At 52.2% G+C, this 18,799-nt stretch carries 15 protein-coding genes and 1 other annotated feature; of the genes, 5 read left to right on the top strand and 10 right to left on the bottom strand.

Annotated elements, in window-relative coordinates; translation table 11 throughout:
- Positions 1–137: 137 nt before the first annotated feature.
- The 3 genes from LQV63_RS07605 to LQV63_RS07595 form a co-directional block, all read right to left on the bottom strand.
- A complete protein-coding gene (locus tag LQV63_RS07605; RefSeq protein ID WP_233696252.1) occupies positions 138–1,499 on the bottom strand; it encodes a sensor histidine kinase in 1,362 nt (453 codons plus the stop codon).
- Positions 1,492–2,178, bottom strand: coding sequence for a response regulator transcription factor (locus LQV63_RS07600; protein ID WP_019420971.1), 687 nt, complete (start codon positions 2,176–2,178; stop codon positions 1,492–1,494). The genes LQV63_RS07605 and LQV63_RS07600 overlap by 8 nt, the downstream gene beginning before the upstream one ends.
- Positions 2,179–2,352: 174 nt before the next feature.
- Positions 2,353–2,769, bottom strand: coding sequence for an OsmC family protein (locus LQV63_RS07595; RefSeq protein ID WP_019420972.1), 417 nt, complete (start codon positions 2,767–2,769; stop codon positions 2,353–2,355).
- Between the two features lie 321 nt (positions 2,770–3,090).
- Between LQV63_RS07595 and LQV63_RS07590 the strand changes: the two genes are divergently transcribed.
- The 4 genes from LQV63_RS07590 (at position 3,091) to LQV63_RS07575 (ending at position 7,559) form a co-directional block, all read left to right on the top strand.
- A complete protein-coding gene (locus tag LQV63_RS07590) occupies positions 3,091–3,969 on the top strand; it encodes a C40 family peptidase (RefSeq protein ID WP_233696251.1) in 879 nt (292 codons plus the stop codon).
- Positions 3,970–4,206: 237 nt separating this feature from the next.
- Positions 4,207–5,085, top strand: coding sequence for a sugar phosphate isomerase/epimerase family protein (locus tag LQV63_RS07585; RefSeq protein ID WP_019420974.1), 879 nt, complete (start codon positions 4,207–4,209; stop codon positions 5,083–5,085).
- Between the two features lie 113 nt (positions 5,086–5,198).
- The gene (locus LQV63_RS07580) at positions 5,199–6,332 is read left to right on the top strand and encodes a Gfo/Idh/MocA family protein (protein ID WP_233696250.1); all 1,134 of its coding nucleotides are present in this window, start codon (positions 5,199–5,201) and stop codon (positions 6,330–6,332) included.
- 156 nt (positions 6,333–6,488) lie between these two features.
- On the top strand, positions 6,489–7,559 hold the full coding sequence (locus LQV63_RS07575; protein ID WP_233696249.1) for a tyrosine-protein phosphatase: 1,071 nt from the start codon (positions 6,489–6,491) through the stop codon (positions 7,557–7,559).
- Positions 7,560–7,779: 220 nt separating this feature from the next.
- On the opposite strand, the gene LQV63_RS07570 is transcribed toward LQV63_RS07575, so the two are convergent.
- The 4 genes from LQV63_RS07570 to LQV63_RS07555 all read right to left on the bottom strand — a co-directional run bounded on the left by LQV63_RS07570 (position 7,780) and on the right by LQV63_RS07555 (position 13,124).
- Positions 7,780–8,118 carry a DsrE family protein gene (locus tag LQV63_RS07570; RefSeq protein ID WP_019420977.1) on the bottom strand — a complete coding sequence of 113 codons (339 nt, stop codon included), beginning with the start codon at positions 8,116–8,118 and terminating at the stop codon, positions 7,780–7,782.
- A gap of 93 nt (positions 8,119–8,211) precedes the next feature.
- Positions 8,212–9,879, bottom strand: a complete 1,668-nt coding sequence (locus tag LQV63_RS07565; RefSeq protein ID WP_233696248.1) for a glutamine--tRNA ligase/YqeY domain fusion protein — start codon at positions 9,877–9,879, stop codon at positions 8,212–8,214.
- 139 nt (positions 9,880–10,018) lie between these two features.
- Positions 10,019–11,284: a threonine ammonia-lyase IlvA gene (gene ilvA / locus LQV63_RS07560; RefSeq protein WP_019420979.1), complete on the bottom strand. Its 1,266-nt coding sequence runs from the start codon at positions 11,282–11,284 to the stop codon at positions 10,019–10,021.
- A gap of 80 nt (positions 11,285–11,364) precedes the next feature.
- Positions 11,365–11,737 (bottom strand) — a binding site (T-box leader).
- Between the two features lie 106 nt (positions 11,738–11,843).
- Positions 11,844–13,124, bottom strand: a complete 1,281-nt coding sequence (locus LQV63_RS07555) for an MFS transporter (protein WP_233696247.1) — start codon at positions 13,122–13,124, stop codon at positions 11,844–11,846.
- A gap of 369 nt (positions 13,125–13,493) precedes the next feature.
- Here LQV63_RS07555 and LQV63_RS07550 point away from each other — a divergent pair, with 369 nt between their 5' ends.
- Positions 13,494–14,837: a Na+/H+ antiporter family protein gene (locus LQV63_RS07550; protein WP_233696246.1), complete on the top strand. Its 1,344-nt coding sequence runs from the start codon at positions 13,494–13,496 to the stop codon at positions 14,835–14,837.
- A gap of 142 nt (positions 14,838–14,979) precedes the next feature.
- Here LQV63_RS07550 and LQV63_RS07545 read toward each other — a convergent pair whose 3' ends face one another.
- From LQV63_RS07545 to LQV63_RS07535, 3 genes are all read right to left on the bottom strand, one after another.
- Positions 14,980–15,825, bottom strand: a complete 846-nt coding sequence (locus LQV63_RS07545) for a TatD family hydrolase (RefSeq protein WP_233696245.1) — start codon at positions 15,823–15,825, stop codon at positions 14,980–14,982.
- 13 nt (positions 15,826–15,838) lie between these two features.
- On the bottom strand, positions 15,839–17,395 hold the full coding sequence (locus LQV63_RS07540; protein ID WP_233696244.1) for an MDR family MFS transporter: 1,557 nt from the start codon (positions 17,393–17,395) through the stop codon (positions 15,839–15,841).
- A gap of 555 nt (positions 17,396–17,950) precedes the next feature.
- Positions 17,951–18,784 carry an ABC transporter ATP-binding protein gene (locus tag LQV63_RS07535; RefSeq protein ID WP_019420986.1) on the bottom strand — a complete coding sequence of 278 codons (834 nt, stop codon included), beginning with the start codon at positions 18,782–18,784 and terminating at the stop codon, positions 17,951–17,953.
- Positions 18,785–18,799 lie beyond the last annotated feature (15 nt).

Genomic DNA, 18,799 nt, shown 5'->3' with positions numbered 1-18,799 from the left:
TATGAACGGAGCATGAACAAAGGAAAATTAAGGGACAAAAAAAACCATAACCGCAGCGAACCCGGTTATGGTCGTGGAAAACATACATTACCTTTTTACTTTGAATAAATAGCAAGGCAAGAGACACTATTGGCGAATTATCCTTTTATTAACGGCAGTGTCACCGTCACCTTCGTTCCTTGACCGCTCACGCTTGCCAGCGCAACCGTCCCGTTATGCAGAGACATGACCTTGTTCACAATCGCCAAGCCGAGACCGCTTCCGTTCCCGTCACGCCGTCGTGATCGATCCGCCTTATAGAACCGATCGAACACCCGGTTCAAATCCTCTTCAGGTATGCCGATACCATTATCGGAAATGACAACTTCGATTCCTTTTGACTGGCGGGACAACACGATTGTGATCGTTCCGTTATCCGGAGTGAATTTCATGCTGTTGCCAATCAGATTCATCCAGACGAGACTTAGCATGTCTTCATCCGCGATAATCGTGACTGCCTCCAACTGCAGGTCCATCTGCAATGATTTGGCTTGCCACTGCGGTTCACAAGCAACAATGACTTTACGTATCTGCTCGTCTAACGAATAGGCCCTCATATTTACAGGATGATGCTCTGATTCCAAGGAAGCGAGCTGCAGCAGATTGTCGCTCACACGGGACAAGCGTTCGCTTTCCGTCATGATGATCTGCAGGTACCGTTCACGCTGCGGTTCGGGGACAACGTTATTTTTAAGCGCCTTGGCGAAGCCGAATATCGACGTCAATGGGGATTGAATCTCATGCGAGACATTCGAGACGAAATCTTGCCTCATTTTCTCCACCTGATTCAACTCTTTGGCCATATAATTGAAGCTGGCCGCCAATTCTCCGATCTCATCCTTTCTCTTCATGCGCAATTCAGTCGTAAAATCACCCTTTGCCATTCTCCTTGTAGCCACGGTCATCTTCTTCACCGGAAGGACGATATAACGCGCAGCCACGAGGAAGCACAGGCTCCCCACTGCCAGCACGACGATAAGCACCATAATAATGAAGCGCCCGATGACGTTTGAGCCGCCGAAGGACAACTGCAAAAAAAGCGCCTGCCGTTCTCCGTCAATATCGATAGGGAGTCCAATAATCGGACCGCTATCGTCATTATCCGCAATGATGCGTACTTGTTCGCCCGTCAACACTCGTTTAACCCTGTCCGCTTCAACATGGAGCATCTGGCGTCCATCAATGCCTCGCTCCAGCAAAGTCCGGCCTCGACTGTCGAAGATTTGCATTTGATACGTATCTAAAGAGTGCATGGAGAGTAAATATTGTTCAAATTGAGACAACGGCATACCTGCACGAAGTCGAACCAGATCTTGTCCCAATTTCGATAAATCCTGAAACGCAACCTCCTCCATCTCTTTTTGAAACAACATCCCAGATACAGAAAACGCAGCGAAAACCCCTACAATTAATGCTAGCATAAAAGTGAGCACGACCCGGACATACAGCGTCTTAATCATGGTATACCTCTAAGCGGTAGCCGAGACTGCGGGCTGTAACGATGTTGAATATGTCCGTATAACTGGAAAAACGTTCGCGAAGGCGCTTAATATGTACGTCTACCGTGCGATCGTCCCCTACGTAATCGATTCCCCATATTTCTTGAATCAGCTGCTCGCGCGTCAAGATTTGTCCTGGGCAGCTTGCGAGCTTAAATAGCAGCTCGAACTCTTTCAACGGCAATGTCATAGATGAATCGTCTTCCGGCTTAATCACTTTATAACTGCTGCGATCCAATCGCAGCTGGCCAAGCTGGACAACTTGTGAATATACGATCCGATAACGTCGAAGCAACGCTTTCACTCGCATGACGAGCTCCATCGGATCGAACGGCTTCGTTATGTAATCGTCAGTACCAAGCTGAAACCCTTTGATCTTCTGCCCCGGCTCCCCCTTCGCGGTCACCATAAGCAAGGGCAAATCAGGATAGCCGCGCCGCAGCTTGCTGCACAGTTCCCACCCATCCATACACGGCATCATAATGTCCAAAATAACCAAGTCCACTCGATTCACTTCCATTAGTTGAATGGCTTCCAATCCGTCCCTTGCTTCAAGCACCCGGAACCCTTCGTTACGCAAGTACAATCCGATAAGCTCGAGAATATGATCGTCATCATCCGCTACCAATATCGTCCTCATCCACCCCGGTCTCCTTCAACACAAATGGTTCGTTCCCACATGCAATATACTTGCCTGATGTTCACCAAGCAGTCAGCTTGAGGCTGTTCAAGTTCCCTTCTTGAACTTGACCTAATTGTATTATATTGCAAGTGTTAGATCCATAATTTTACGTATTGAAACAACCGTATCCACCTAATCTGCAGGCCCGATTTCGTCTTTCACCAGCCTGTCAGCGAAGTAGAGCTCTACATTAGGGTTCACTGTATGCAGCAGCTTGCACTCTTGCCGGACGGCACCGAACATTTCACCTCTCTGGGCAGCAGTCAGTCCTTCAGCCGTAATATAGAACTTCAAATCCATAATGTAACCCTCCTCGTTCACCTCGTCTTCGACCTCAATCTGCAGAGAGGTAATATTCCATTCCTTCTCATTAGCATAGTCCTCCATCGAGGTTCCCACACTGGAAGCGAGCCCGAGCAGCCATAGTTCCAAAGCACTGAATCCAGCTTCATGACCTTCACCCCCGCCTCCATGTTCAATTAAGACGTTGCGCGAATGGGCGCACCCAACTTGCTGATACGGTTTCTGTCTTTTCACAAATACATGCATAAGCAAAGTCTCCTTTTCATCCTCGGCCAGTTTGTTTGCAACTACTGACATAGTAAGGTTTACGGGCGAATTTCCAGTACTTTTTTCGACAATTTTCTCTCTTTTCATCATTATTCCTTTCATTTCCAATATCAGTTCTGTGGTTACGTTAGCAAAGATTCCGCTTAAAATCAGCACTGCTAAGGAAGTTCGAACAATAGTTACATTTTTGTAATAATGATTCTCCCAGACTATTGTCAACTTTTCAACAACTATGCTAGTCTAGTTTTGTCGATTAATTAGTAATCAACTTACATTTTTTACATTCAAGGAGGAGATGCAGTGAAAACCGCCTTACGCACTGTCCTAGTGGCAGGCGCAGTATTCGGTTGCATGCTGTGGGCAGACGGCGCTCTTGGAGCGACGGTACATGCTGCCGAAGCAAAGCAAGTGACGATTAACGTGAACGGAGAAGCATTACAATTTACTGATATTATTCCAATTCTTGATGAAGATGAGAACCTTTACGTCCCGCTGCGCGGCTTTGCCGATCGAATGGGGTATACGATAAATTGGACGACTGTTGATGAAGATATTGTTGAGATTGAATTTTCCAACGGCGACAAGACCATACGGTTCCGCACCGACAGTCCGAAAGCCGAAGTTGATGGCCAAACCGTTGATATGGGAAGCGAGCCATGGGCGTACAAAAACAATACATATCTCCCGCTGCGCTTTTTAATGGAGCAATACAATTTAGAATTTACATGGAATCCTCAATACTTAAAGACCATTCCAAGCATTGAGCGCCATGCCCCAGAAGTGTCTAAGGCAGCTGAGCCAAAAACAGGCGCCCTGACGGATCGCATCCTGAACACGGCCCATAGTTACGTCGGGGTGCCCTACGTATGGGGCGGCACTTCGCCGAGCGGCTTCGATTGCTCCGGATATGTTAATTATGTATATAGCAAGCATGGAATATCCCTGCCGCGCACTTCCCGCGACATGTACCGTGCCACCGGCACGTCCGTAAGCAACCCGCAGCCTGGAGATTTGCTCTTCTTTGCGGACGGAGGAAAATCCATAACGCATGTTGGCATCTACATCGGCAACAACCAGTATTTGAATGCTTCATCAGGCAATGCTCACCGCGTTATTGTGTCGAGCCTGTCATCCTCTTGGTCAAGCCGCACCTATGTCGGTGCCAAGCGTGTTCTTTAATTTACCTGTCTGGAGGCCGCAGAGATAATCTGCGGTTTTTTTCGTTTTTACATGCATAATTATTTTTATAGAGATTATAGTGACATCGCAGAAAAGTTCGGGATCCGGCGCAAGAAGCAGCAGCAGGGTAAGCTTGGTATTTAAACAGTACTATTACAGCACAAGGAAGGGATTGTTCAAGATTCCATAATCTGCTACGCTCGTAGGGAAACCGTTGCTGTGCAAAGGAGGAGAAGCATGAAATTATCTATAGGTGGATTTTCGTTCAATAACATGCGCGTGGAAGGGAAAATGGATATTTTCTCTTATATTGACACGGTGCATGCACGTTATCAGCTCCACGCCATTGATTTCTGGAACGCCTTCTTCGCTGACAGCTCGCGCCCGCTCTGGAAAGTCGCTGACGACGACCAACTGCGGCGCATCCGCGACGCTTTGAAGGAGCGAGAAATGACCCTGGTGAACATTGCTGTAGATAGCGCACATCTATGGGACGCTGATCCGGAGGTACGGGAGGCGCTCCATCAGAATGCGCTCTCCTATCTGCGGGCCGCTGAAATACTAGAGGCGAAATCGGTGCGCTTGGATGCGGTGCTGCACGGTGACGGTCAGCTAAGCGACGAAGCTTTGGAATACATTGTCGCACGTTACCGTGAATATGCTGATCGGGCCGCTGACGGCGGTTACTGGGTAGGCCCCGAAAATCATACCGGGCTCGCATTGTTCCCGGAATCTCTCGTTCGCATCTCCGAAGCAGTCGACCACCCGCATTACGGCATTCTGCTTCATCTCGGACGCTGGCAGGCGACAGGCGTTCCATTCGGCCACCGTAAAGCTACAGCGGAAGATGCCGCGCTCTTAGCGAAGGAAGGAGATCGACAAGTTAGCCGTTGGGTCCGCCATACCCATGTCGATCACCGCTTAGTTGAGGCAGATAACGCCGTGGAGCGTGTATCCAGCTTGATCCAAGCCGGATACGATGGATATTGGGCCATTGAGTACAATGCGGACAATGACCAATTGAACGCAGTAGGCGACGCATTGAACAAGCTGCGTCATCATGTGGCCGCGTGCCGGAACGAGAGCAGCAGCAGTTCAGAACATATTTCAGACTGAATGTTTTTATAGCGCGTGTTCAAAAAGACCTATTCAGCATCGAAAAGGTTGCAAGAACCCGAATTTAAGGAGGAGCGGATAGAGAAGAGATAGTGATAGCAGGAGGAAAATAAATGGAACGAAGACGTATCGCCATCATTGGTGTCGGTCAGATTGGAAAGCACCATGCAAGTGAGTATGCGCATGTCGGAGGTGTCGACGTTATCGCGGTATGCGATGTGAATAAAGGAGAAGCAACGCGCGTCGCCGAGCAATACAGGGTGCCCCATGTGTATACCGACTTCCGCAAGCTACTGCAACGAGATGACATCGAGGCTGTCGATGTATGCTTGCACAACAACTTCCATGCTCCAGTTACGATAGCCGCATTGGAAGCCGGCAAGCACGTCTACTGCGAGAAGCCGATTGCCGGCTCCTACCGGGACGGCGCAGCAATGGTAGAAGCCGCCGCAGCAACCGGCCGCATGCTGCACATCCAATTGGGGACGCTTTATTCCAAAGAGACGAAAGCAGCTAAAGCATTAATCGACGCCGGGAAGCTTGGCAAGCTGTATCACGCCCGCTCCACAGGCTTCCGCCGCCGCGGCCGCCCATTCGTCGACGGATACGGCTCGATGGCCTTCACACAGAAAGCGACCGCTTCAGGCGGAGCGCTATATGACATGGGCGTATACCACATTTCCCAACTGCTATACCTGCTTGGCCTGCCGAAGGTGGCGCGCATCAGCGGGCAGACGTATCAAGAAATGGAAATGCTCCAGGACCGCCGTGAGCAGAGCAAGTTCGACGTGGAAGAGCTTGGTCTTGGCTTCGTCAAATTCGAAGGCGGCGTGACGCTCGATATCGTAGAAGCATGGGCGATATACCTTAGCAGCTTCGAAGGCAGCAGCATCGTCGGATCCGAAGGCGGTATCCGCATGCCTTACCGCACGAGCCAGGGAGCGCATTCGTTCTCTTATCACAGCACAGTAGCTGATTTAGACTTGAACGCGACGATCGATCTCGATGCCATGGACAGCCGCAATCATTTGCTCAACCCGAATGAATGGGCATACGACTCTTCGCAAGGTCACTGGGCAGCTGCGTTGAACGGACTTGTGCCGCTTCTGCCAACAGCTGAATTGGCGCTGAACACCATGCTTATCAGTGAAGGCATCTATATGTCGAGCACGCTCGGTCGCGAGGTGACTGCGGAGGAGATTGCTGCATCCTCCATCTCCACGGCCATTGACTTATCTACCCTCTAACGGCTGCGACCACCCCCTTGTAAACGGCTTGGGGGTGTACGGTAGAGCTGCTCGTTCGCTCGGAGCGTCTGATATGTTGTATGATGGAAGCAGCAACACTGTCTTCCGTCCCGTGCCCGCACGGAGACCTAACATCATAGATAGAGGTGATGCGATATGTCCACATCCGAATCGATGACACCGTCTACCCGCTCCACTGCACCAGCCCTTCAAGCCGAGCTGACGCGCGGAAGCGCACCAGGCAAGCTAAGCTTGCACTTATCATGCGGCAGGCCTGGTGCCGAGTATGAAGTGTACAACAGCCCTTCACCCGACTGGGATCGGGCGCAGGCTACCTTCATCACCAGCACCACCGGCACCGAGGGAACAGCTCTGGAGTTCGGCGATCCAACGCCCGGACGCCGTTGCTACGTTCACGTGGTGCAGAGCGGTTATGCGGTGTTGACCGTAGGTGAACGCGTGCTGCCGCTTGCAGGCGGTTCCAACTTTCGCGATCTGGGAGGCTATGCTGCCAGCGACGGACGAAGAGTGCGCTGGGGCCGGCTGTACCGGGCCGCAGAGCTATCTGAATTGACAGCGGACGATGTGTCCTACCTCGATTCACTCCATCTGCGCGCCCTGTGCGATTTCCGCGACAGCGATGAAGTAGCCTCCATGCCTTCTCCGCCCCTGCAGGCAGTGAACAGCAATCACGTCCCGCTCGTGCAGTTGTCAGGGTCAACTGCCATTCGCCAATCGCGGGATGTCATCCGACAGCCGTCCGCCTTTAATACGGGCGAGCCGGGGCAGCTGCTCGTCGACCTGAACCGTTCGCTCGTTCATTCCACAGCCGGCATCCGCAGCGTCTTCGAGCTGCTGCTTCGCGAGGACGGCACGCCGCTTCTCTTCCACTGTACAGCCGGCAAAGACCGCACCGGTCTCATATCTGCACTCATTCTCATCGCGATCGGTGTCCCGAAGGAGACGGTCATGCACGACTATATGCTGACGAATAGGTACTTGAATGTCTTTAACTTGCGTCTGAAGACGGAAGCCAGGATAGCGGATAGGCTCGGGCTCGTGAACCCTGACGTGCTGCAAGCCGTCATGGAAGCTCGTCCAGAGTACTTGACCGCCGCGTTCGAGGAAATGGAACAAGCATACGGCGGCATCCACCCGTACCTAGAGGATGCCCTCGGCTTAACCGAAACGGATATAGAAGAGTTGAAGCGGAAGCTGCTGGAGTAACTGCAGCGCCAGCCTGTCACGGCCCTTGCCCCCACGGAGGTTTTCCGTAAGGGTCAGGGCTTTTTCGCATGGAGCGAGAACGAATAAGATGTTGATAGAAGGAACCTTGATTCTCTATATATTTCTTTTGAACGGAAAAAATAGAAGAAGACCAAGCCCTCAAAGAGAACTCGGTCTTCCGTATACACTAATATAGCTGTTCAGTTGTTCAACTGCTCTGCTATCCCAATGTGACGACTTCGTACTGCGAAGCCAAATCGACAAATGCGCCCATACTCGATATTTCGCCTGCTGCCAGCTCATCTGCGATGCCATAATGATCGACACATGTCTTGCAAGCGAGCACCGGCACCCCCGCTTGAGCCAATTCCGCGAACTGCAGCGATGCCAGCGAACGGGACGTAAGGGCCAACACTCCGCGGTTCATGCAGAAGATGGCCGCCGGTTGCTCCTCCCGCTGCTTTAGCAACGTCAAAAATGTTTCCAGAATGGTAGCGCCGAGACCGTTCTCCTGCGCCCCAATCGAATCCGATGTCAGTAAAATGACTTTCCCGTTCATGCTTCTTGACCTCCCAGCCTGTACGGCAATCTCTGCCGATCTCTCACGCAGCCTGCTCATTCCGGTCTATTCGTGCGTCAAGATTCGGCGTAATTACTTCTTCGGCAGCTCAAATGAGCTCTTTAACGAAACAATTAAGTTAAACACGATATGATCTTCGCTCGAGCCTTTTGGATCGACATTGAAATACCCATGTCGGAAAAATTGGAACTTATCCTGTCCCTTTACATCCTTCATGTTCGGTTCCACGAAGCCGTGTTCCTTCACGAGCGAATTCGCATTGATGCGATCCAAGAACGATGACGAATCATCTTCATCATTCTCTTCATCCAGGATAAGCGGCTCATACAGACGGAATTCAGCCGGAAGCGCGTGCGAGGCTTCCACCCAGTGAATCGTCCCCTTCACTTTACGCCCGGTAAATCCGCTGCCGCTCTTCGTTTCCGGATCATACGTGCAGTGAATTTCAACCACGTTGCCGTTCTCGTCTTTCACGAAGTCATGGCATTTAATGAAATAGGCGTGCTTCAAGCGGACTTCATTGCCAGGGAACAAGCGGAAATACTTGTTCGGTGGATTTTCCATAAAGTCATCTTGCTCGATATAGATTTCGCGGGAGAACGGAACTTGGCGTACGCCCATTTCCAGATTCTCCGGATTGATTTCTGCATCCAGCCATTCCACTTGGCCTTCCGGATAGTTCGTAATAACGACCTTCAGCGGCTTCAGAATGCCCATTGTCCGCGGAGCTTTCAGCTTCAAGTCTTCACGAAGGAAATGATCCAAATATTTCGAATCGATAACGCCACTCCCCTTCGTTACGCCGATCTCCCGACAGAACGTACGAATGGACTCTGGTGTATAACCACGGCGGCGAAGCCCGGAAATGGTCGGCATGCGCGGATCATCCCAGCCGTCCACCGCTCCTTCATCAACCAACAGCTTCAGCTTGCGCTTGCTCATCACCGTATTTGTCAAATTGAGGCGGGCAAACTCATATTGATGCGGTATCGATTCCATCTCGCACTGTTCGATGAACCAATCGTACAGCGGGCGTTGGTCCTCGAATTCCAACGTACAGATCGAGTGCGTGATGCCTTCTATTGCGTCCTCAATCGGGTGTGCGAATGCGTACATCGGATAGATGCACCATTTGTCGCCCGTATTATGATGCGTCGCATGGGCGATACGATAAATAACCGGATCGCGCAAGTTGATATTCGGCGAGCTCATGTCGATTTTGGCGCGCAGCACCTTTTCCCCGTTCTGGAATTCGCCGCCCCGCATACGTTCGAATAAATCCAGATTCTCTTCCACCGGGCGGTCACGATGCGGGCTGTTCTGTCCTGGCTCCGTCAACGTCCCCCGCGTCTGGCGGATCTCGTCCGCGCTCAAGTCATCGACGTACGCTTTGCCCTTGTTAATGAGCAGCACCGCACGCTTATACATTTCCTCGAAGTAATCCGACGCGAAATAAAGTCCGTCCCATTCAAAGCCGAGCCATTTCACGTCCTCTTTAATCGACTCGACATACTCCGTATCTTCCTTCAACGGATTCGTATCATCAAAACGCAAATGCGCGCGGCCTTTGAACTCGCGTGCGAGTTCGAAGTTCAAGCAGATCGACTTTGCATGTCCGATATGTAGATAACCGTTCGGCTCCGGCGGAAATCGGGTCACGATGCTGTCCACACGGCCTTCCTTCAAGTCATCTACGATGATGTTACGAATAAAGTTGGATGTGTTAGTTGGGTTTTCCACCAATAATCAACCTTTCTTTGCCCTTAACGCTTTGCTTATTAATATACCCGTATCGTTGCGGGAGTTCAACTCTGATTCACCTGCTCCCTCATGTGCGGGCAGATGCTTCGCGATCAAAAGCGACCTTTTTGAATACCTCTTATACAAGCAGATTAAACAACGTCATATCTTTGTTTAATTCAATAAACTGAATGCCTTTCTTGCGGAGCCGTTCGACAAGCGGCTCATAGTCTTCTGGATGCTTGAGCTCAATACCTACTAGAGCAGAGGCATTGTCCATGTTGTGCTTCTTATTATATTCAAATCGCGTAATATCGTCGTTCGGCCCGAGCACCTCCTGCAGAAACTCACGCAAGGCGCCTGCCCGCTGCGGGAAATTGACCGTAAAGTAATGCTTCAAGCCTTCATAGATAAGCGAACGATCTTTAATTTCCTGCATCCGATCGATGTCATTGTTGCCGCCGCTGATGACACAGACGACATTTTTGCCGCGGATCTGGTCACGGTACAAATCGAGCGCCGCAATCGGCAGCGATCCGGCAGGCTCAACGACGATCGCATTTTCGTTGTACAATTCGAGAATCGTCGTGCAAGCCTTCCCTTCGGGAACGCGAATTACATCATCCAGCACCTGCGAGCAAATCTCGTAAGGCAGCTGGCCGACCCGCTTCACAGCCGCACCGTCGACGAATTTATCAATCGTCTCCAACGTAAGCACTTCCTTCTGTGCCAGCGCCGCCGTCATGGAAGCTGCCCCTTCCGGCTCCACACCGATGATGCGGGTCGATGGGCTAACGGTCTTGATGTACGTACCAACACCAGCTGCCAGACCGCCACCGCCAATGGTAACGAACACGTAATCAGCCGGCACATCAAGCGACTCCATAATCTCCATGCCTACGGTGCCGTTCCCTCCTACGATAAAGGGATCATCGAACGGATGGATGAAGGTCATGTCGTTCTCTTTGCAAATGTTCATCGCCGCTTCGAATGCATCATCATACGTATCTCCCGTGAGCACCACATTGACATGAGAGCCCCCGAAGCGCTTCACCTGCGTCACCTTCTGGCTCGGTGTCGTGCTTGGCATGACGATCGTGCCTTGAATCTTCAACGCCTGGCAGGAATAAGCCACCCCTTGCGCATGGTTGCCTGCGCTGGCGCAGACGATGCCGCGTTCAAGTTCTTCGGCAGTTAAGTGGCGAATCATATTGTATGCCCCGCGTATTTTGAAGGATCGCACAATTTGCAAATCCTCCCGCTTCAAATATACGTTACAGCCGTATTTTGCCGATAATATCGGGTCTCGTTGAAGTGGGGTCCGAACAATCACTTCCTTAAGCACGTGGTGTGCGCGAACAATATGCTCCATTGTAACGGCTGGAGCCGTGTGTGTCGTCTCCATATCGGTTTCCTCGCTTTCGGTGTAGGTACTGCATGTCTAGTCTTATATTTTGCTTATAAAAATAAAAAAAACTCGCCCCAATAAGGGACGAGAGCTTCTTCTCGTGGTACCACCCTTGTTCCACAGAAACAAGAGCTGCATGAATAAGGTTACTTCTTACTTCTCTCAGACGCCTCTTCTCTTCTACTCAGGGAGCTAAAGACAGTATGAAAGCAATGCACCTTACTGCATACTACACTTCATGTCCTGCGGCACTTGGCCGCGGATTAACCGCGCATCCAGGTAACGGCGGATATACCGTCCACACTTACTATCTGCGAAGCCGCATGTTCCGGCAGAGTTCGGCATAGAATCTCGGAGAGGATGTTACGCTGTGCCAGACGTCGACTCGCACCAGCCGTCGACTCTCTTCAGACTGCATCACAACGCACTTGTTCTCGTCATCGATGTTGGTCTAACCTTCCAACTTATTTCTCTTATTATGAACAAGCGGCCTGCCCAATGTCAATGGGCCGCCGCAGTTCTTCACAAAACTCACAAAACGATGGCAATATTTCGATTATGATTCCGTGCCGGTAGCCTGTCCCTGCGGCATAGGCATAGGTGGCGCAGCTTGCTTCCGCATCCGTAGAATCGGCGTCAGCACTACAATGCCGATCAAAAACAAGACCGTCGCGGCTTCGTACATGAATACAATCGAGGTCATTCCTTTAATCCAGCCTGACAAGGACATCGTAATGACCATTGCCCCCATGAACATTGGGCTCAAAATGCCATTGACGCGACCGATAAACGCACCTTCGGTATTTTGCAAAATCATCGTATTGATTCCGATCTGAATCGAAGGCAGTACGAGTCCGCTGATGAACTGCGCGGTCAGCGTCAGCCACAGATCCGTGGACAGACCGGCTAACAGCATGCCGCCGCTGCTGGTCAGCATTCCGATTGCAAGCATATGCTGCGGCAACAGCTTCTTCGACAGCCCCATAGCCAGCGCCCCGCCGATCAGCATTGCGATACCGTTAGCCATCAACAGATAGCTCAAATATTCTTTTGGCAGTCCAAGCCGCTCCGTAACGAGGAACGCTCCCATCGGTTGGATGAGACCGAGCGCCAAGCCAGCAAAGGCAAAGCTAGCCCCAAGCGGCTTCAGCAGACGGCTCTGCATCACATAGCGGAAGCCTTCAGCCAGTTCTTGCCATACGTTCGAGTTGGCATGCTTCTCTTTATCCTCTGCATGATCAGATGGAAGAAACAGGAGCGCGACCGCGGACAATATAAACGCGATGCCCGTGACGACGAGCGATACGGATATGCCGTATTTTTGGAAAATAGCCGTTCCGATAGCCGGACCGAGTATCATGAATAACGCAACCATCGTTTGAAAGATGGACATCCCCGCCTGCAGCATCTCCTCTGGCACGTGCTGCTTGAACAGCTTCATAGAGGAAGGCTGCGAGAACTGGGATAAAATTGCGGAAATGAACGTCGTGAAAAAGACAGCTTGCCATGAGCCAGATAAAATGGTCAGCATGACGGCGAAAACAGACAGAGCGCTTAAGAAGTCACACCAAATCATCGTGCGCTTCGGGCGCCAGCGATCGGCGAATGTGCCGCCGATAAAAGAGAAGACGAAGATGGGAGCGAATTCCGCGACGGACACCATCGATACGGCGAACGCATCTCCATTCGTCATTTCCATTACAAAAAGCAGGACTGCAAAATTCCTCACCCATATACCAACCTGCATGAACAGACCGGCCAGCATGATTGCTTGCACAAAGCGATTGCGGAACAAGCTGAAAGCTGAATTGCTATTCCCAGATTGTGCGTTAGCCATGGTGCATCTCTCCCCATCACATCATAGATTGTCGTTCTGTTCTCTCTAATTTTGTTGCAGAACCCATTCAGTTTAATGGAATTCATCGAGCAGCGCAATCGTTTTTGAGACGTATTTTTTTCCTAACTGCGTATTAGTTTATCGGAAAAGATAATCGTATGCATCCGTTCGCAGAGGGACTTCTATCTCCTGTTCGAGAACGGATTGAGAGCGGTTCATGAGACGGAAAAGAGGTAGGTCTGCAGGAGGAGTTATGAGTTTTGAAGAATCATACAAATTTATTGAAATAACAGGAAATTATTATACATTGCTATGGTAAAGTATTAATGTTTTAATTAATTATCATAGTAACGTTAGGGTGACAATATAATGAATGCGGTCTTATTATCATTGGTCGTATTATTCGGATTAAGTTTGTTGCGGGTGAACGTCATCTTCTCCATGCTGACGGCCGCAGTCGTCGGCGGGCTGACAGGCGGACTCGGCATGACCCATATGGTGGAGGTATTCACCGAAGGCTTGAAGGATAACGCGAGCATCGCTCTGAGTTACGCGCTGCTCGGCGCATTTGCCGCAGGGTTGACCGAGACCGGACTGCCGGAGCGGCTGGTGAAGCGAGCCGTTCGGCTCGTGAGCGGGAAGCAACCGGGGGATACTCCGCGGGCTGCGGCACGTTACGGCGTGCTGGTTGCGATCGCCTTCATCGCCTGCTTATCGCAAAATGCAATCCCGGTGCACATCGCCTTCATTCCGGTACTGATACCGCCGCTCTTGGCGCTCTTTAACTCGCTTCAGCTTGATCGGCGCGCAGTGGCGTGCGCCTTGACCTTCGGCCTTATTACGCCATACATGTTCCTGCCGGTCGGCTTCGGCGCCATTTTCCATGAGACCGTAGTCAGCAATATGACAATGAACGGTCTTACTGTTAATGCGTCCATGCTGCCGAAAGCGATGATGATCCCTGCTGCTGGCATGGTAGTCGGCCTCATGACGGCGCTTGCCCTATCCTACCGCAAGCCGCGGACCTATAGCGTGGTCACGGAATCAGCGGCTGGAGCAGGCATGGGAGAAGCTGAGGCTGCAGAGTCCCGGACAGGCGCTGGCGGCACATGGGCCGGACTCGGTGCCGTGGCAGCAATGCTTGCCGTACAGCTTAGCACCGGATCGATGATATACGGCGCCGCAGCAGGTCTTGCCGTGCTCCTCATCACGCGCGTCATCGCATGGAGCCGGGCTGACCGCGTGCTTACCGATGGCATGCGCTCGATGGCTTACATCGGCTTCGTCATGATGTCGGCCTCCGGCTTAGGCGCGGTGCTGCGCGAAACCGGACATATCGAGTCGCTCGTGCAAGCGGCCGTCCATACGGTGGGCGACAACCGGGCACTGGCAGCTTTACTGATGCTGGCCATCGGCCTGCTCGTCACGCTCGGCATCGGTTCGTCGTTCTCGACGATTCCGCTCATCGCCACCGTCTTCGTACCGCTGTGCATCGAGCTCGGCTTCAGCCCGCTGGCGACCGTAGCGCTTATCGGGACCGCCGCAGCACTCGGCGACGCCGGCTCCCCTGCCTCAGACAGCACGCTCGGGCCGACGGCCGGATTGAATGCCGACGGTCGGCACGACCACATTTGGGACACGTGCATACCGACGTTCCTCCATTACAACGTGCCGCTCTTGCTGTTCGGCTTCATTGCCGCCATGGTGCTGTAAGAGGCTGTTCAAAAAGCTCCCTTTTTGAACACGCACTGTAACGGAATAGATAAAGGAGACCATGATGGGGTCTCGACAGAAAAGGGGCGATCCGCTGGATCGCCCCTTTCGCTTGTCTCTGTTGTAATCTTTGCCGTCCCGCCTACACGCCGTAACAACGCCGCGCATTATTCCGCAGCAGTTCCGCCGCTTCACTAATGTCCATCGCGTGAATTCGCGCCCACGTTCCGGCAACCTCACGGACCATCGAAGGTACAGTCACCTGACCCGCACACGGGCCTTCAAACGGCCATGGCCCATCCGTCTCAGTCATTGCTTGCTCCACCGGATAGCGGCGGGCCAGTGCCTGTATTTCCTCTTCATACACAATGTCCGGCGTGAATGAAACGAAATACCCGTTCCGCGCCATTTGCTCCACTGTCCGCGCATCTCCCTTGAACCAGTGAAAATGCGCCTTCTTCACACTGCTGCGCTCCAGCAAGTCAATGACGAGCGGAGCATCGTCATACACGGCATGCAGCACGATTGGCTTATTCCATGCTGCTGCCCGCTTAACGAAGTGCTCCAGCAGCTCCATATACGGCTGACGCTCGAAGGGCCGCCCCTGCTCCAGCGCCTCTTGTCGCATATAGTACGGCAGCCCGACCTCGCCTACCGCGATCATGTCTTCCCCATGCGCATCCATCCAAGCGAGCAGGCTGGCAAGTTCGGCATCGGCCGGCAGCGTCTGCTCGGGGTGAAAGCCGTAAGCCGGCAGCACTCGCCCGGGATAACGCTCGGCCCACGCCTTCGTGCGCTTGCCCGATTCCAGCCCCATCGATACCGCCACGACATAATCGAGGCCCGGCGCTTCCAGCGCTTGCTCGAGAGCCGCTGTATCCTCGGGCGGATACAGGTCCAAATGAATATGACTGTCCACCATATTCGCAAGCTGTTCAATCTGTTCAGGATGATTAGAATGATTAGGATGCTTGCGCTGCACCGTCATCTCTCTCCACCCCCTATTTCGCTTCGCCGTATTTCAATGCGCCATCCGTTCCGCTTCCATTGCCCGGCTTATCGTTCTTCCCTTTGCCTTGCTCCATCATACGGGCATTCCCCATCAGCGCGATGCAGATGAGCGCCAAGGCAACCGGCACGAGGGCCCACATGAAGGTGCCGCCGATGGAATCGCCAAGCGCGTCAGACATACCCTTTAGCACTTCAGGCGGTAAGTTCTGGCTCTGACCCGCATTAAGCAGCTGTTCCGGCTTAATATCGGCAGCTGCGCCACCCTCAGGGAACATCTCCTGCATGCGGCTGGAAAAGATACCCGATTGCACAGAGCCGAACACGGTAATCCCAATCGTCATCCCGAGCGAACGGGAAAAGGAGGCCGTCGAGTTGGCCGCTCCGCGCTGGTGATATTCCATGCCATGCATCGATGCCATGCTGATCAAGGAGAAGGAGAACCCTACACCAAAACCGGTTAACACCATGTACAGCGTAATTAACGCACGCGGTGTATCGGCCGACAGCGTGCTTAGCGAAAGTATACCTGCGGTAAAGAAAAAGCCGGATATAATCATCAATTTGCGATAGCTTGTTCTAGATGCCATAATTCCGCCAATCGAGCTCGTAATGACAGACCCCACCATCATCGGTGTCAGAACAAGACCGCTGTTCGAGGCCGCTCCGCCATATACCCCCTGAACGAACAACGGAATATATACAGTGGCGAGGACGAACGTGACTCCATAGAAGAATCCCACGCCCTGGCTGGCTGCGAACAGACGGCGCTTAAAGAGCGAGAACGATATAATCGGTTCCTTCACACGCTGTTCAATAAGAAGGAATGCAATCAGGAAGACGACAAACGTTGCGAATAGTCCTAGAATGACCGGCGAACTCCACTCAAACTTTTTGCCGCCGAGCTCCAGTGCGAACATAAAGCTCACTACGGCAACGACCAGCGTAACCGCACCGCCCCAGTCAATCCGCTGCTTCGTTGTCTTTGCTGTCTCTCTGTAGAACTGTAAAATAAACCATAATGACAGAACACCAAGCGGCAGGTTAATGTAGAACACCCATTCCCAGCCGATATACTCGGTAATATAGGCGCCCAGCAGCGGACCCGCCACACTTGATATACCGAATACCGCCCCGAACAGTCCAGTCATTTTGCCCCGTTTCTCCACCGGGAACACATCATAAATAATCGTAAATGCAATCGGCATTAAAGCGCCTCCGCCAATTCCTTGAATAGCGCGGTATACGCTCAGCATTACAATGCTGTCCGCAGTTCCGCACAATGCGCTGCCGATCAAGAAGACGAGTAGGCCAAATATGTAGAACCGTTTGCGTCCGTACATGTCCGACAGCTTTCCGAATATCGGCATGCCTGCCATCGTCGCAACCATATATGCGGAAGTAACCCAGACGTATTGCTCATATCCGCCCATCTGCCCGACAATGGTCGGCATCGCAGTCGCCACGATGGTGTTATCCATCGCCGACATCAAAATACCGAGCAGCAGTCCGGCAACGACGAAGCGTAAGTTGCTGTCCTTTGCTATCATTCTGTTTCCTCCCCAATCGAAACAGCTTTGCCGTCCCCTCGTTATGGACGAAACCGTTTCTGTGCGACAAATAAGTCGAGTATGAAGGTGATAAGCACATTATACTCATTCATCCAGAAAACTGCAGTTCCACTGTTCCGTTAACCTTCTTTTTTGACAGAACCTCATTATAAACGTAAAAACTAACATTTTCCACCCAAATATGAACGGTTGGTCTATTAATGATAGCATCCCTAAGCATACGCCTAGTTGGTTTACCTCTGTCTTTTCAAATCCATTTAGCGGACAGCGATTTCGTGATTTCCAATTGTGATACCAGCCCGCGAAGCAAGATGATCTGCACCTTTTTGAACACGAAATGTTAATAAATTGTGTTGATAAAGCTATTCGTATGCAATTACTGAAAAACGCAAGCCCTGTAATATTGCCAGGTCAGATAGGGCTTGAGATATTCGGTAGACACTCCGTAATAGAGCCTGTCCAAATGCTTCCTTTTTGAACATGCACTAAACGTAAAAAAGGGCTGCTCTCCTGTGGAGAACAACCCTTGCCGTATTATTCAACTGGCTTCTGAACGCTGTGCAGCAGCTCTGACAGATCCCGCTTCAAGCGGATGAACTCTGCTTCCGAGGCCAGCGCCTCGGTGCGCGGCCGCGCGAACGGCACCCGCACCTTCTGCAGCACCCGGGCTGGACGATTCGAGAGCACGTATATCGAATCGGACAGGAGCAGCGCCTCCTCAATGCTGTGCGTAATGAACAGCACGGATCGACGGTGGCGCTCCCATAGATCGATGAGCCAGCGCTGCATGCCGCTCCGCGTCAGCGCGTCCAGCGCACTGAACGGCTCGTCGAGGAGCATGAGCTCATGTGGGCTCATCATGGCGCGCAGAAAAGCGACGCGCTGCTGCATGCCGCCAGACAGCTCATGCGGGTAGGCACGCTCGTAGCCAGACAGGCCGACGTTCGCGAGCCACTTCCGCGCCTCTTCGCGCGCCTCCTTCTTGGAGGTCCCGGCTATTTCCTGGGCGAGGATGACATTGTCCTCCACCGTGCGCCAAGGGAATAGCGCGGGCTGCTGTGGCATATAGCTGACGTGTCCCGTCTGGCCGACGACGTCTTGGCCATTCACCTGAATTGCCCCTGCCGCCGGACGGAGCAAGCCGCCGATCAGGTGGAACAAGGTGCTCTTGCCTGAGCCGGAAGGGCCGATAATGGACACGAACTCGCCTTGCTGCACCGTCAGCGACACGTTGTCCAATACGTGGAGCTTGCCCGTGCTTCCGGCAAAGGACATGCTGGCGTCCTTCAACTCAAGCGCAAATGGGCGGCCTCCTTCTCGCGCGGAATGCACATCCCGCGCTTCCGCAAGTATCGCATTTCCGTTCATGGGGCTTCTCCTTTC

It is taken from the genome of Paenibacillus profundus, from assembly GCF_021369635.1.
In the GTDB taxonomy this organism is placed as follows: Bacteria; Bacillota; Bacilli; order Paenibacillales; family Paenibacillaceae; genus Paenibacillus_B; species Paenibacillus_B profundus.
The sequence above is the reverse complement of the archived record's forward strand: the minus strand, read 5'-3'. Positions and strand labels throughout refer to the sequence as shown.